This is a genomic window from Stenotrophomonas sp. SMYL89, from assembly GCF_036319985.1.
Taxonomy (GTDB): Bacteria; Pseudomonadota; Gammaproteobacteria; order Xanthomonadales; family Xanthomonadaceae; genus Stenotrophomonas; species Stenotrophomonas maltophilia_Q.
On record NZ_JAWIRW010000018.1, the window covers coordinates 35,248 to 48,754 of the forward strand.

The 13,507-nt window shown below is 67.9% G+C and carries 10 protein-coding genes; 5 read left to right on the top strand and 5 right to left on the bottom strand.

Annotation, left to right across the window (positions count from 1 at the left end):
- Positions 1-477 precede the first annotated feature (477 nt).
- Positions 478-1,221 (bottom strand): basic secretory protein-like protein, encoded by a 744-nt coding sequence (locus V3B41_RS17475; RefSeq protein WP_049429078.1) that lies wholly within the window; start codon positions 1,219-1,221, stop codon positions 478-480.
- Entirely contained in the window at positions 1,218-4,562 is a 3,345-nt protein-coding gene (locus tag V3B41_RS17480; protein WP_329861726.1) for a GH92 family glycosyl hydrolase, read from the bottom strand. The genes V3B41_RS17475 and V3B41_RS17480 overlap by 4 nt, the downstream gene beginning before the upstream one ends.
- Positions 4,563-4,983: 421 nt before the next feature.
- Here V3B41_RS17480 and V3B41_RS17485 point away from each other — a divergent pair, with 421 nt between their 5' ends.
- From V3B41_RS17485 to V3B41_RS17495, 3 genes are read left to right on the top strand one after another with little or no spacing between them, the layout of a single operon-like run.
- Positions 4,984-5,181 carry a zinc-finger domain-containing protein gene (locus V3B41_RS17485; protein ID WP_005410967.1) on the top strand — a complete coding sequence of 66 codons (198 nt, stop codon included), beginning with the start codon at positions 4,984-4,986 and terminating at the stop codon, positions 5,179-5,181.
- 15 nt (positions 5,182-5,196) lie between these two features.
- Positions 5,197-6,312 carry a glycosyltransferase gene (locus V3B41_RS17490; RefSeq protein ID WP_329861727.1) on the top strand — a complete coding sequence of 372 codons (1,116 nt, stop codon included), beginning with the start codon at positions 5,197-5,199 and terminating at the stop codon, positions 6,310-6,312.
- A complete protein-coding gene (locus V3B41_RS17495; protein WP_295549940.1) occupies positions 6,293-7,624 on the top strand; it encodes an O-antigen ligase family protein in 1,332 nt (443 codons plus the stop codon). The genes V3B41_RS17490 and V3B41_RS17495 overlap by 20 nt, the downstream gene beginning before the upstream one ends.
- Positions 7,625-7,669: 45 nt before the next feature.
- Here the strand turns inward: V3B41_RS17495 and V3B41_RS17500 are convergent, their stop codons facing one another.
- On the bottom strand, positions 7,670-8,587 hold the full coding sequence (locus V3B41_RS17500; protein ID WP_049429074.1) for an LpxL/LpxP family Kdo(2)-lipid IV(A) lauroyl/palmitoleoyl acyltransferase: 918 nt from the start codon (positions 8,585-8,587) through the stop codon (positions 7,670-7,672).
- A gap of 60 nt (positions 8,588-8,647) precedes the next feature.
- Between V3B41_RS17500 and waaA the strand changes: the two genes are divergently transcribed.
- Both waaA and V3B41_RS17510 read left to right on the top strand, forming a co-directional pair.
- Positions 8,648-9,946, top strand: coding sequence for a lipid IV(A) 3-deoxy-D-manno-octulosonic acid transferase (gene waaA, locus V3B41_RS17505; RefSeq protein WP_049429073.1), 1,299 nt, complete (start codon positions 8,648-8,650; stop codon positions 9,944-9,946).
- Between the two features lie 215 nt (positions 9,947-10,161).
- On the top strand, positions 10,162-11,382 hold the full coding sequence (locus tag V3B41_RS17510; RefSeq protein ID WP_329861728.1) for an amino acid transporter: 1,221 nt from the start codon (positions 10,162-10,164) through the stop codon (positions 11,380-11,382).
- Between the two features lie 92 nt (positions 11,383-11,474).
- Here the strand turns inward: V3B41_RS17510 and V3B41_RS17515 are convergent, their stop codons facing one another.
- Positions 11,475-12,833 (bottom strand): TolC family outer membrane protein, encoded by a 1,359-nt coding sequence (locus tag V3B41_RS17515; RefSeq protein WP_295549933.1) that lies wholly within the window; start codon positions 12,831-12,833, stop codon positions 11,475-11,477.
- A gap of 16 nt (positions 12,834-12,849) precedes the next feature.
- A complete protein-coding gene (locus tag V3B41_RS17520) occupies positions 12,850-13,497 on the bottom strand; it encodes a protein-L-isoaspartate O-methyltransferase (protein ID WP_049429070.1) in 648 nt (215 codons plus the stop codon).
- Between the last annotated feature and the right edge of the window lie 10 nt (positions 13,498-13,507).

Sequence of the window (13,507 nt, forward strand, 5' to 3'; positions counted from 1 at the left end):
TGTTAGTCGACTGCCTTTCGTACAACCACCGAAAACCCCGCGCGATCGCGCGATAGTCGACTAACAGTCGACTCTACCGGTCCCGATGCCGGTCCCGATGCCGGTCCCGATGCCGGTCCCGATGCCGGTTCCATCGCTGCCATACGCGCGACGCGACTTGGTCATTTCCCTGCAACGCCGTTGCGGCCCAATACGCCCACGCGGCCCGGCCGTGGGAAGGGACCGGACCGGCCTTCCCACCCTGGGCCCGACCAACTTTCCATCGGCGAGGGTGTCATGCGTAATCGAGTGACGCGGCGTTACTTCCAGCAACTGTTCGCGCTGTACGCCGGTTTCGTGCAGTCGCGCTGAGACGCAGAAGGCAGGGAGGTAGAGTCGACCGTTGGTCGACTATCGCGCGAAGCGCGGGGTTTTCGGTGGTTGTACGAAAGGCAGTCGACTTTACCCAGTCGCCCCGATACCCAGTCGGCAACCCGCTCAGTGCCGCTTGCCGCGGCGTGCAGGGACCGGCGGCGGTGCATCCGAACGCGGCTTGGCATACTGCGTCCACAGTGCCGGCAATGCCTTGCCGGTGTGCTTCTGCCACAGCGCAGGTGTATAGCGGCCATCACGCAAGGCTTTGTCCAGCGCCGGCACCAGGCCGGGATGTTCGGCCTCGGCCCATTTCAGGAACGCACCGGTCACCCGGTAGCCACTGTCGAAGTTCTGACCCTTCTCGACCTTGCCGGGCAGTGCCCAGCCCGCGGCGGCATTGTCCATGCCGTAGCGGTCGCGCGCGTAGTCGGCGATGCCTTCCACCAGCCAGCCCGGTACCCGTGCATCGCCGTAGCCGGGATAGCCCTGCACGATGTGCATCGCCTCGTGGGTGACCAGATCGATATCGTTCGGGTGCTGCGCCAACCAGCCGGGATTGATGGTGATGGTTGCGGCCTGGTCCTTGTCGCCGACGAAGGCGATGCCGGTGTAGGCCGGATCGATCACGATGCGCAACATCGACGGCGCGGCCGGGTGGAAATCAGCCCGTTCGCGCAGATAGGCGAAGAAGAACGTATCGATCACCCGCTTGCGCTGCGGCGCCGCCAGGGCGCCACGGGCGTCCTGGTAGTTCAGCGTCACGCCATCGCGGGTCAGCTGCGTATCGAACGCGTGGGTCTGGCCGAAGCTGGAGAAGGACAGGGCAACAAGGGCCAGGGGCAGAAGACGGTAGCGCATGCGGCTCATTGTACGGTGCTGGCCGCCAGTAGTTCGATCTCCGCCAGTGGCAGTCGCCCTGGTGCCGCCAGGCGCAGGCGGTACTCGCTGTAGCGACCGGGTTTCGCGATGCGGAACGGACGGGTCTGGCGGGCAGATTCGAAGTCTTCGCCACTGCGCTGGTCGAGCACGGTCCAGCTGCCGGTGCCATTGCGCGCCTCCAGCGTCCATTCACCGCCACGGATGCTGCCGTCTCCACTGGTCAGCGTGTACATCGTTGCCGTGCCATCGGCCAGGCCGGTCAGCGCGATGGTTGCGCCGCCCCCCAGGCCCACGGTGGTGGCCGCATCGTCGTCGACCAGCGCGGGCAGGGCGCGGCCATCGGCCAGCGTCGCCTTCGCGCCACTGCCGAGCAGATCGTGCAGCAGTTGCGGGCGCTGGCCTCGCGCGGTCAGCGAGCGTGGCACGTCTTCCACACCACTGCCCCAGCGCGACGGTTGCGGGCCCATCACGAAGTCCAGGGTCGCGCCCTTGGCGATCAGCTCGTGCGGCACCCAGGTCCTGGTCCAGGGCTTGCCGTTGATCTTCAGCGACTGCACGTAGACGTTCTCACGCGAGTTGTTGGCTGCGTTCACGGTCAGCACGGCACCGCCCTGCAGTTCCACGCGCGCATGTTCGAAGGCCGGTGAACCGATCACGTACTCCGGCGCGCCCATGCGCAGCGGGTACAGGCCCAGCGATGCCAGCACGTACCAGGCCGAGGTCTCGCCGTTGTCCTCGTCACCGGGATAGCCCTGGCCGATCTCACTGCCCACATACAGCCGCGACAGGATCTCGCGCACGTGCTGCTGGGTCTTCCACGGCTGCCCGGCGTACAGGTACATCCACGGGATGTGGTGCGCCGGCTGGTTGCTGTGCGCGTACATGCCCATGCGCACATCGCGCGCTTCGGTCATTTCATGGATGGTGCCGCCGTAGGAGCCGGCGAACGCGGCGTCGGCGGTTTCCGGCGTAGCGAAGAAGGTATCGAGCTTGGCGGCCAGCTTGTCGCGGCCACCGTACAGGGCGGCCAGGCCTTCACCGTCGTGGGCGGCGGTGAAGGCGAAGGTCCAGCCGTTGGATTCGGTGTAGTCGTGGCCCCACACGCGCGGGTCGTAATGCTTGGCGTCCACGCGCCAGCGGCCATCCGCAGTGCGGCCCTGGAAGAAGCCGGCCGCCGGATCGAACATCGTCGCGTAGCTGGCGGCGCGGTGGCGGAAGTAGTCGGCCTCGGTGCTGTAGCGCTCGCGTGCGGCGGGCGAGGTCGCGCGCTTGGCCAGGGCGTCGGCCATGTTGGCGATGCCGAAATCGTTGAGCGCGCCTTCCATCGTCCACGACATGCCCTCATGCACGTCGGCACTGGCGTAGCCGCGGAAGGTCGAGCGGTCCATGCCCTTGCGGCCGACATGGCGGTCCGGCGGTACCACGGTCGCGTTCTTCACTGCGGCGGCGTAGGCCTCGGCCGGATCAAAGCCGCCGATGCCTTTCAGCCACGCATCGGCAAACGCCACATCGGAACTGGTGCCGACCATCAGGTCTGCGTAGCCTGGCGACGACCAGCGTGCGATCCAGCCGCCAGCACGGTATTGCTCGATGAAGCCCTGCACCATCTGCCCGGCATCGTCGGGCGTGAACAGCGCATAGGCCGGCCAGGTGGTGCGGAAGGTGTCCCAGAAGCCATTGTTGACGAACACCTTGCCGTCGCGCACGGCGGTAAAGCTGCGGGTCGCGCTGCCATCGGTGTTGTCATCGCTGGCGCTGGCCTGGTTGGCATAGCGCCAGTCGGGTGCGGCCGCGCTGCCCACGTTCTCGTGGCCGGAGTTGGGGTACAGGTACAGCCGGTACAGGCTGGAGTACAGCGTGGTCTTCTGGTCGTCGCTGGCCGCGCCGATATCGAAGCGGGCCAGGCGCGCATCCCACGCATCCTGTGCGCGGCCGGCCACGCTCTCCAGCGTGTCGGCAGCGGCGATTTCCAGCGCCAGGTTGTGCCGTGCCTGCTCCACCGAGATCAGCGAAGTGGCGATGCGCATGGTCACCCGTCGCTCGCTGCCGGCATCGAACTTGATGTAGCCGGTCGGGCGGCCGGTGTCGAGGCGACCGCTGCTGCGCCAGGGTTTGTCGAAGCTGGCGACCACGTACATGCGGCTGGCACCGTTGGACAGGCCGCTGCGCGTGTCGGTGTAGCCGGACAGCGTCTGCGTGGCGGCGTCCAGGGTCAGGCCGCCACGTGCATCGACGTTGTCGAACAGCAGGTTGGCATCGCCGCCCTCGGGGAAATCAAAGCGGAACAGCGCGGCATGGTCGGTCGGCGCGATCGATGCCGCGACGCCGTTGTCGAAGCGCACGTCGTAGCGGTAGGGGCGGGCGCTTTCGTGGCCGCGGTCGAACGACAAGGCACGTTTGCGGCGATCAGCCTCCGGCACGCCACGGTTGGCCGAAGGCATCACCTGGAAGGTCTGGCGGTCGCCCATCCACGGGCTGGGCTGGTGGCTCAACGCGAGCGCCTGCAGCTGCGGGCGGTTCTGTGCGTCGTTCTGCTCGTTCCAGCGGTACAGCCAGTTCAACGCGCTTGCATCGGTCACCGGAGTCCAGAAATTGAAGCCGTGCGGCACCGCCGTGGCCGGGAAATTGTTGCCGCGCGAGAAGGTGCCGTTGGCCTGGGTGCCACGCGTGGTCAGCACCCAGTCGGAGACGCGCTGCGGCTGTTGCCGCGGCTGGGCATCCAAGCGCACGTCGTCGATCCAGCCGGACACCGGGGCGCCATCGCTGCTGGCCACCTCCAGCTCGATCGCTGCCACGCGGCGCCCCTTCAGCGCGGGCACGTCGCCCAGTCGCACCGCCTTGCGTGCCCACTGTTGCGGGTACAGCGTCTTCGACTCGCCCTGCGCGCGTGCGCCAAGGGCTACGCCGTGCTGGTCGCGTGCCGGGCCGGCCGACACGAGGCTGCCATCGTCCAGCCGCAGGTCCAGCGACACATAGGTCGAGGCCACGGTGTCCCGGCCAACGATTTCCGGCAGCACCAGCCACGACAGGGTCGTATCGGCCTCGATCGGCAGGTCGGTCTTGAACAGTTCGCGCCGCGCTTTGCCTCCTGCGCTGCTGTAGCGAAGGGCATGCAGCCCGCTGTAGCCGGCGTTGCGCTTGGCGGTGTAAGGCGCGGCAGGGCCGTTGCCGATCGTTGCCTGCAGGGCGCCAGCGGCCTGCACCGGTGCAGGTTCGCCGGGTTCGAACGAGGTCTGCAGTCCCTGTGCCAGCACCGGCATCGCAGTGGTCGCACAGGCCAGGGCCAGGGCAAGCGGAAGCAGGGCGCGGCGTGGATCGGACAGGGTCATGCAGGAGTCTCCCGGAAGGGCAGGCGGCGGGCAGAACCCGCATCGGCGGACACCACGGGCAGCATCGCTCCGCCCGCCGGGATGGCAGTGGGAGAGGCGATGCCGGTCCGGTGGGGGCGGGCCATGCGATCGGGTCGATTGGACGGGTCGATTCACGACCCGGGCCCGATCCTGCAACAGCGGCAGCGACCTGACAAGTGCCATTTAGTTCGATCCAAATGCGGAAAATATCGCGGATCGGCAGGATCCCGGCACAAACCCGCACGGGCGACCGGGGAATCCGTGCAGACAGACCGTCCCAGGTGCCATGCAACGCCACGCGGAATCTGCCCTCGGCGCCCAAAGACCTGTTGTGGCGCAATGTCGGGGCGGCCCGGATGCTAGAATCACAGGCCTCGCAACCCGTTCATCGACATCCGCCATGAGCCATACCGCCACCGCGCCCGCCAACGCCGAGAAGCGCTACACCGTGCACCGCAGCGATCTTCCGCTGAGCTGCCCGACCCCGGAAATGGCGCTGTGGAACTCGCATCCGCGCGTGTACCTGCCGATCGAAGACGAGCCCAATGGCGAAGCGCAGTGCCCGTACTGCGGTTCCGTGTTCGTGCTGGCCGACTAAGCGGCTGCCCCCTCGATGCGCCGATTGACCGTGGTGCAGTTGCTGCCGGCGCTGCACTCCGGCGGTGTCGAGCGCTCGACCCTGGAAATTGCTGCGGCGCTGGTCGCCGCCGGCCATCGCGCGCTGGTGGTTTCCGCCGGTGGCCGCCTGGTGCAGCCGCTGCTCGATAGCGGTGCCGAGCACCTTACCCTCGACATCGGTCGCAAGTCGCTGCTGACCCTGCGCCACCTGCCGACCCTGCGCCGCTTGTTCGCCGAGGTTGGCGCGGACATCGTGCATGCCCGCTCGCGCCTGCCGGCCTGGCTGGGCCTGTACGCGATCCGCGCCATGCCCGCCGCGCAGCGCCCGCACTGGGTGACCACCGTGCACGGGCTGAATTCGCCCAGCCGCTACAGCGCCGTGATGACCAGTGGGGAGCGCGTGATCTGCGTGTCCAACACCGTCCGCGATTACGTGCAGCGGCACTACCCGACCGTGCCGGAAGAGAAGCTGCAGGTGATTCCGCGTGGTGTCGACGTCGCCCAGTTCCCGCGGGTGGCGCGCGCCGACCACCGGCCGCGGCTGGCGCTGGCAACCGATTACCCGTGGCTGGCGCAGGTGGACGGCCCGTTGCTGCTGTTGCCGGGGCGGGGTACCCGTCTGAAGGGCCACGCACATGCGCTGCAGTTGCTGGCCGATGTGCGCGCCGCCGGTGTGCCGGCACAGGTGTGGATGCTGGGCACCGATGAACCCGGCCGTGAAGCCTACGTGGCCGATCTGCGCCGGCAGGCGGCCGCGCTCGGCGTGGCCGAGGCCGTGCACATCAGCACACCGACCGCGCGCATCGCCCAGGCTTACGCGGCCAGCGACCTGGTGCTGCAGCTGTCGGACAAACCCGAAGCGTTCGGCCGCACCGTGGTCGAAGCGCTGTCGGTGGGCCGACCGGTGCTGGGCTGGGACCATGGTGGCGTCGGTGAACTGCTTCGGCAGCTGCAACCCGCAGGTGCCGTGCCGCTCGGCGATGCGCGCGCATTGGGTGAACGTGCGCTGGCCCTGCTGGCCCAGCCTCCGTCCTTGCCGACCCGCATCCCGTTTACCCTGCAGGCCATGCAGCGCGATACCCTCCGCCTCTATGCCGACCTCGCCGGCTGACCCTGCCGTCATCGTGCGCGACGACCGCGCCGGGCGCTGGGCGCCCTGGTGGGTGCTGGCGTACGTGGCGATGTGGCCGTTGCCGGGCATCGCCGAAACCGTGCTGGGCCTGGGCGCGCTGTACGCGGCGGCGCGCATGGTGATGCGCCGCCTGCAGCGCCGCCCGCATCTGTTGAGCACGGCGGCCTGGGCACTGACTTCGATCCTGTTCCTCGGCTATTGGCTGCCGCAGGCATTTTCCGCCTTCGATGCGATCGACCCGGCGGCCTCGTGGACCAAAGCTGCAGCGGGCCTGCGCTATCTGCCCTTCATGTGGCTGGTGGCGATCGCGGTGGCCACGCCAGAGCGGCGGCGGCTGACCTTCGCAGGTCTGGCGCTGATCACCGGCGCATGGACGCTGGATGCGCTGGTGCAGGCCGTGGCCGGTACCAGCCCATGGTTCTGGTCACTGGAACACCTGAAGCTGGCGGTCAGTGGCCACGCATTGTGCCCGGCCGATGAGGCCGCGCTGGCCGACCGCCTCAGCGGCGCACTGGGACCGTGCAACCTGAAGTTCGGCCAGGTGCTGGCCAGCCTGTCGCCGTTCCTGCTGCTGCCTGTCGCGCGGCGCTTTGGCAATGCGGGCTGGCTGCTGGCTGCGGCAGCGCTGGGCAGCGTGCTGCTGCTGGCTGGTTCGCGCGCCTCGTGGATCACCTTCGCGCTGGTGCTGGCCTACAGCGGTGTGCGCCAGTTCGGCTGGAAACGGCTGGCCGCGCTGGCGCTGGTGGCGGTGCTCGGCGCGGGCGCGCTGACCGCCAGCGTGCCGCAGCTGCGCGAGCGCTTCGCGCGTACGGCCATGGCGCTGGATGGGGGCGAGCGTGGTGTCGACGAGGCCCTGTCAGGGCGCGCGCGGATCTGGGAAGCTGCCGCCTGCATGATTGAAGCGCACCCGATCAATGGCGTGGGTGCACGTGGTTTCCGCGATGCCTATCCCGCCTGCGTGGCGGAGGAGGGGCCGGCGGTGTGGGGCAATGCGCCGGCGCTGCACGCCCACCAGATCGTGCTGGAAATCCTCGCAGAGACCGGAGTGATTGGCCTGTTGCTGTGGCTGGCGGCCGTGGCCCAGGCCTGGCGTGCATGGCGCTACGCGCCGGCGATTGCCCGCGAACGCGCGCGTCCGGCGATGCTGGCGCTGGCGGTGACCGTGTTCCCGCTGAACACCCATCTGGCGTTCTACTCGGCCTTCTGGGGGGGGCTGACCGTATTGCTGGCCGCGCTGTTCGCCGGCAGCCTGCTGGCCCGCGACGCGGACGAATCACCGGCGCTGAAGTAACTGCGCATCCACGCATGGCGTGGATAGAGCCAAGCTGACTCCGCGTTACTTGTAGAAATCGCTCCGGCCACCCGGTTGCCGCTTGAATCGGCGATGGATCCACAGGTACTGGTCGGGCGCCTCGCGCACCATCTCTTCGATGGCCTGGTTGACCCGCGTGGTATCCGCTTCCACGTCCTCGCTGGGGAAATTCTCCAGCGGCGCGCCGATCTTCAGGAAGTACTTCCCGCCTTCGCGGCGATGGAAATACGGGATCACCGCGCAGCCGGTCATCCGCGCCAGCTGGTGGGTAGCGGTGATGGTCGAGGCGGTATGGCCGAAGAACGGTACGAACACGGTGTCCTTGCCGCGCATGTCCTGGTCCGGCGCATACCAGAGGAAGCCCCCCTTTTTCAGGTGGCGCACGGTAGCGCGGATGTCCTCATTGGCGAACATTGCCTTGGCATAGCGCAGGCGGCCGAACTTCACCGCCCACTCATACACCGGGTTCTTGTGCTTGCGGTACATGCCCGAAAGATCAACGTAGTCGCACAGCAGGCGCCCGCACATTTCCAGGGTCATGAAGTGGCCGGACACCAGCAGCACGCCACGACCTTCCGCCTGCATCTGCCGCAGATGTTCCAGTCCTTCGATCTGCACCTGCGGGCGGATGCTGTCGATGCTGCCCCACCAGGCGCGGATGCACTCGAACACGCCCACGCCCAGGGCATCGAAGCTGTCGCGCACCAGGCGCTGGCGCCAGGCCTCGTCCTTCTCGGGGAAGCACAGCTGCAGGTTGACCTCGGCGGCGCGGCGACGGCTGCCCAGCAGGCGCCAGGTGATCCAGCCGACGCCCCGGCCCAGCGCACGCTGCAGCATCCACGGCAGGCGGGCGATGGCGAAGGCGCCCAGCATGGCGGCGAACATCGGCCAGTTGCGGGGATCGCGCAGCGACGGGCGGACGGCGGTGGTGGCATCGGACATTGGCCCATTCTACCAAGGCGGCCGCGTGTCTTTCCCGGGGGGCTCCCGTATCCTTGCCGCATGCGTAAAGACCCTGTCGAATGGATCCTGCGCGGCCTGTACTCGGTCGTGCTCTACATCCTGCTGCCGATCACCGTGTACCACCTGGTCTGGCGCGGCTTCCGGGTCCGTGAATACTTCCGGCGCTGGGACGAGCGCTATGCCTCCTATCCGCAGCCCACCGGCCAACCGCGGGTCTGGCTGCACGCGGTCTCGGTGGGCGAAGTCAATGCCGCTGCGCCGCTGGTGAACGCGCTGCGCAAGGAGCGGCCGGACATCCGCTGGGTCATCACCACCATCACCCCGACCGGCTCCGAGCGCGTGCGTGCGCTGTGGGGCGATGCACTGGACCACGTCTACCTGCCGTACGACGTGCCCGGCAGCGTCAACCGCTTCCTCGGCCATTTCCAGCCCAGCCTGGCGCTGATCCTGGAAACCGAGCTGTGGCCGAACATGCTGTTCGGTTGCCGTGACCGTGGCATTCCGGTCTACATTCTCAACGCGCGCCTGTCGGCGCGTTCGCTGCGGGGCTACCGGCTGCTGGCGGCGTTGATCCGCCGTGCGCTGCGCACGGTCACCTGCGTGGCCGCGCAGTCGCAGGACGATGCCGACCGTTTCGTGCAGCTGGGCGCTGCGCCCGAGCAGGTACAGGCGCTGGGCAACCTGAAGTTCGACATCACCACGCCGGACGTGCAGGGCTTCGTCGAGCAGTTCCACGCCCGCGTGCCGGCGCGGCGGCCGGTGTGGATCGCCGCCAGTACCCATGATGGTGAAGAACAGGCGGTGATCGATCTGCACCGGCGCCTGCGCCAGCAGCACCCCGACCTGTTGTTGCTGTGGGCGCCGCGGCACCCCGAGCGCTTCCCGAAGGTGGAGGCACTGGCACGGGAACAGGGTTGGAACGTGGCAACCCGGCGCGCGAAGCAGTGGCCGGAGGTTGAAACCGATGTGTTCGTCATCGATACCCTCGGCGAGCTGATGCCGTTCTATGCCTGCGCGCAGGTGGCGTTTGTCGGTGGCAGCCTGCAGCCGATCGGTGGCCACAACCTGCTGGAGCCGGCGGCGATGGGCACCGCTGCGGTGACTGGCCCGCACCTGCACAACTTCTCGGAAATTTCCCGGCGCATGCGCGAGGCTGGCGCGCTGCTGATCGGCGAAGACGTGCAGGCGGTCGGTGAACTGCTGCAGCACCTGCTCGAAGACCCGCAGGCGCGCGAGGACATGGCGCGGGCAGGCTGCACGCTGATCAGCAATGGACGCGGCGCGCTGCAGCGTACGCTGGCGCTGGTCGGACCGCACCTGCCGCCACCTTGCCGCTGAGTTCGAAGGGCCGGCGCGTGCGACGCGACTGTCGTGAAAGACCGCGTCAATTCTGCTTGACGACCGGGAACCTGTCGTAGCTGGACCGGGAGGTTCGTTGCCAACGTGCCTGCCGTCACATCGTGGTGCGCAGGGCGCATATTCCGATACCGCCTCCCGGCACAGGCTGTCAGTCTGCTGTCGACCGCGCTTGGCGGATATCAAGGGAACTTGCGATGGACCGCGACAGCAGCCCCGACGGCATTGATGCGCCCGGGTACGGCGATCGCCTTGTAGTGGTGGCACTGACCTTGCTGCTGGGAGGCAGCGTGGTCGCGCTGGTCGGCCAGCACACCGCAGCCCAGGCCGGCCCGGCCATCGTCCTGAGCCTGCTGCTGGCTGCGCTGGGCATGGGGCCGCTGCTGTACTGCCTGCACGTTCAGAACCAGCAATGGCCCGCTGCCGACGGCCTGTATGGCGTGTTGCGGGATCGTTTGGGAAGCGTGCCGGCCGTTCTGCTCGGTGGTGCGCTGCTGCTGGAACTGGTGCTGACTACCGCTGGCGTGGCGCAGTCGATCGCCAGCCATCTGCATGCGCTGCTGGCCGGTTCTGGAATCGAGACCCGCAACGGGATGCCGGATCAACTGATGGCTGCTGCCAGCCTGCTGCTGCTTGCAGTGGTCGGATTGCTGCGGCCACACCGTGTGGTGCTGGTTGCCGGTGTGCTGCTGACGGTGAAGATCGGCGTCGGCCTGCTGTTGCTGGTGCTGGCAGCGCGCCATGTGCACTACGCGTACTGGATTCCATGGCTGCCGCCGGCAACGGCACCCTATCGCTTCGGGATCGGCGGTGTACTGGCGGCGAGCGTGCCGCTGTCCGGTGTGTTCGCCACCGTTGGCCTGGTGCTGGGATTCCCTGGCATCGGCAGGCAGGCGAGGGCACGGACGCCGCGGCTGCTGGTGTGCGTGCTGCTGGCCATGGTGCTGCTGATCGTACTGGCCGCGTTGCAGGCTGGCCTGGTCGAATTTCCGTCCTTGGCCAGCACGCGGCCTTTGTCGGTGGCCCTGCAGCATCACCCGGAGCTGTACTGGATGATGCCCTTGCTGCCGCTGGCGGGAGTGGCGGGGTTGGTGGCGCTCGTTCTGGTGCTGCTGATGTTGGCTGCGCGGCTGGCGATACAGCTGTGGCCGACGGAAGGTGACGAATCCCTGGAATTCCGGGAGAGGCTGGTGCCGGTTGCCGTCGTCCTGTCGGCGGCATTGCTGGCGTTGTGGGCGCCAATGGGCAGCCTGCCGGTATTGCCTGGCCCGGCAACCCTGTTGGTGATGGGGGCCGTGTGCCTGGCCGTGCTGCGTGGAAAGGTACCGCGGTCACGCGCCCTGCCGGTGCTGGCGCCCGTCGCCATCGCACTGTGTCTGCTGGCCGCAGTCGAACGGATGCGGGTCTGGCCCGGCTGACGGGTCGCTGGATGCATGCTTGCTTCCGTACGCGCGACCCACAAAAAAGCCACCCTCGCGGGTGGCTTCTTCGTGACCGGCAGGCTGACGACTCAGTGCGTGGTCGTTGCCGGGTTGCCCGCGTCCTGGGTCAGCAGGCGGTTGACGTCCTGCAGCTCGGCCACGTCCAGCGCACCCAGCGACTGGCTCAGCAGCAGGCGGTTCTGCAGGAAGGTGTAACGAGCCTGGGCATAGTCCAGCTGCGCCGAGAACAGGATGCGCTGGTTCTGGATCACGTCCAGCACGGTACGGGTACCGACTTCCAGGCCGACCTGCGACGCGTCGTACGCGCTCTGCGCCGAGACCACCGCCAGGCGGCGGGCTTCCACTTCGCTGATGCCCTGCACCAGGGTCTGGTAGGCATTGCGGGTGTTGCGGTCCAGGGCACGCTTCTGCTGCTCGTAGCCATCCTGGGCGATGTCACGCTGGGCCAGCGCCTGGCGAACGTTGGACTGGGTGGCACCGCCGGCGAAGATCGGCACGTTCAGGGTCAGGCCGATGCTGTTGGTGCGGGCATCGGGGGACAGCGAGCCGGAGCCGGTGCTGTCGCCCCAGGTCGCGCTCTTGCCCCAGCTGCCACCCAGCGACAGGGTCGGGTAGTGGCCACCACGCGCGGCCTGCACGCCGGCTTCGGCGGCGCTGACCTTCAGTTCCTGCGCCTTCAGCGCCGGATTCTGGGTGGTGGCCTGGTGCACCAGCTCGTCGATGTTGCCGCGGTTGGCCGGCACTTCCGGGCGGAAGTCCGCCGGCAGGCCACGCAGGTTGACCACCGGCTGGCCGGTCAGTTCGGTCAGGGCCTGGTAGTTATCGGCCAGGGTGTTCTGCGCAACGATGGTGTTGGCGCGCGCCTGGTCGTACTGGGCGCGGGCTTCGTGCACGTCGGTGATCGGCGCCAGGCCCACTTCCAGGCGCTTGTCGGCGAAGTCGAACTGCTTCTTCGCGGCCGCTTCATTGGTCTGTGCGGCATTCAGCGATTCGATCGCCACCAGCACGTTGAAGTAGGCCGCCGAGGTGCGCACGATCAGGCTGTCGTTGGCCGATTCGAGGGTGAAGTCCGCCGCCTTGCTCAGCTCACGCTGCGAACGCAGGTTGTTGATCTGGCTCCAGTTGAACAGCGTCTGGCTGCCATCGATCGTGTAATTGCGGCGCTTGTTGGTGAACGAGCCGGAGTTGATGTCGGCGTTCGGCTCGCTGCGCGTGCGGTTCAGCGTGGCCTGGCCGTTGATCTGCGGCAGCAGGGCGGCGCGCGCCTGCACGGCGCCTTCCTTGTCGACCAGCCGGGTCGATTCGGCTGCGGACAGCTGCGGATCGCCGTTGCGCGCCATTTCGTAGACCTGCAGCAGGTCGGCGGCATGGGCGGACAACGGCAGCAGAGCAGTGGCCAGCGCAACAGCGAGGGATCGGCGGATCATTGCGGCTTCCTTGGACTCAGAGGTGGAACTGGGGTGCCGGGGCGGCACCACGCAGGTAATCGATATCGGTCTCGAACAGGGACTCGGTGCTGCCGTCGGCCTTGACCAGCAGGGCCTCCATCGCCGGCGAGCGGCCGTGGATCACGAACAGGCGACCACCCGGACGCAGCCACGAGGCGAACTGTGACGGCACCACGTCGACGGCACCAGTGACACAGATCACGTCAAAGCGGCGTTCGGTCTGCCAGGACAGGGCGTCGGCCACTTCCACGCGGACGTTGGTGCCCAGGCCGGAGGCGTCCAGGCGGGAACGCGCGGCGGCGGCCAGATCCGGGTCGATCTCCAGGCTCAGCACGTCGCGCGCCAGCGCGCCGATGCAGGCGGACAGGAAGCCGCTGCCGGTGCCGATTTCCAGCACTTCGTCACCCGGCTGCAGATCCAGTGCCTGCAGGGTACGGCCCTCGATGACCGGCTTCATCATCTTCTGGCCATGGCCGATCGGAAGTTCGACATCGGCGTAGGCCAGCGCCCGGTGTGCATCGGCGACAAAGGCCTCGCGCGGCAGGCGGGCCAGGACGTCGAGCACCTTGATGTCCAGCACGTCCCAGGGACGGATCTGCTGTTCCACCATCAGTTCGCGGGCGTGGGCGTAATCAATCGTCATGAGGTTCAAA

Bases quoted from the DNA above. Each gene is read 5' to 3' on its own strand.
- V3B41_RS17500 (WP_049429074.1), bottom strand. From the start codon at position 8,587: ATGTCCGATGCCACCACCGCCGTCCGCCCGTCGCTGCGCGATCCCCGC.
- V3B41_RS17515 (WP_295549933.1), bottom strand. From the start codon at position 12,833: ATGATCCGCCGATCCCTCGCTGTTGCGCTGGCCACTGCTCTGCTGCCG.
- waaA (WP_049429073.1), top strand. From the start codon at position 8,648: ATGCGTAAAGACCCTGTCGAATGGATCCTGCGCGGCCTGTACTCGGTC.
- V3B41_RS17475 (WP_049429078.1), bottom strand. From the start codon at position 1,221: ATGAGCCGCATGCGCTACCGTCTTCTGCCCCTGGCCCTTGTTGCCCTG.
- V3B41_RS17495 (WP_295549940.1), top strand. From the start codon at position 6,293: ATGCCGACCTCGCCGGCTGACCCTGCCGTCATCGTGCGCGACGACCGC.
- V3B41_RS17520 (WP_049429070.1), bottom strand. From the start codon at position 13,497: ATGACGATTGATTACGCCCACGCCCGCGAACTGATGGTGGAACAGCAG.
- V3B41_RS17510 (WP_329861728.1), top strand. From the start codon at position 10,162: ATGGACCGCGACAGCAGCCCCGACGGCATTGATGCGCCCGGGTACGGC.
- V3B41_RS17485 (WP_005410967.1), top strand. From the start codon at position 4,984: ATGAGCCATACCGCCACCGCGCCCGCCAACGCCGAGAAGCGCTACACC.
- V3B41_RS17490 (WP_329861727.1), top strand. From the start codon at position 5,197: ATGCGCCGATTGACCGTGGTGCAGTTGCTGCCGGCGCTGCACTCCGGC.
- V3B41_RS17480 (WP_329861726.1), bottom strand. From the start codon at position 4,562: ATGACCCTGTCCGATCCACGCCGCGCCCTGCTTCCGCTTGCCCTGGCC.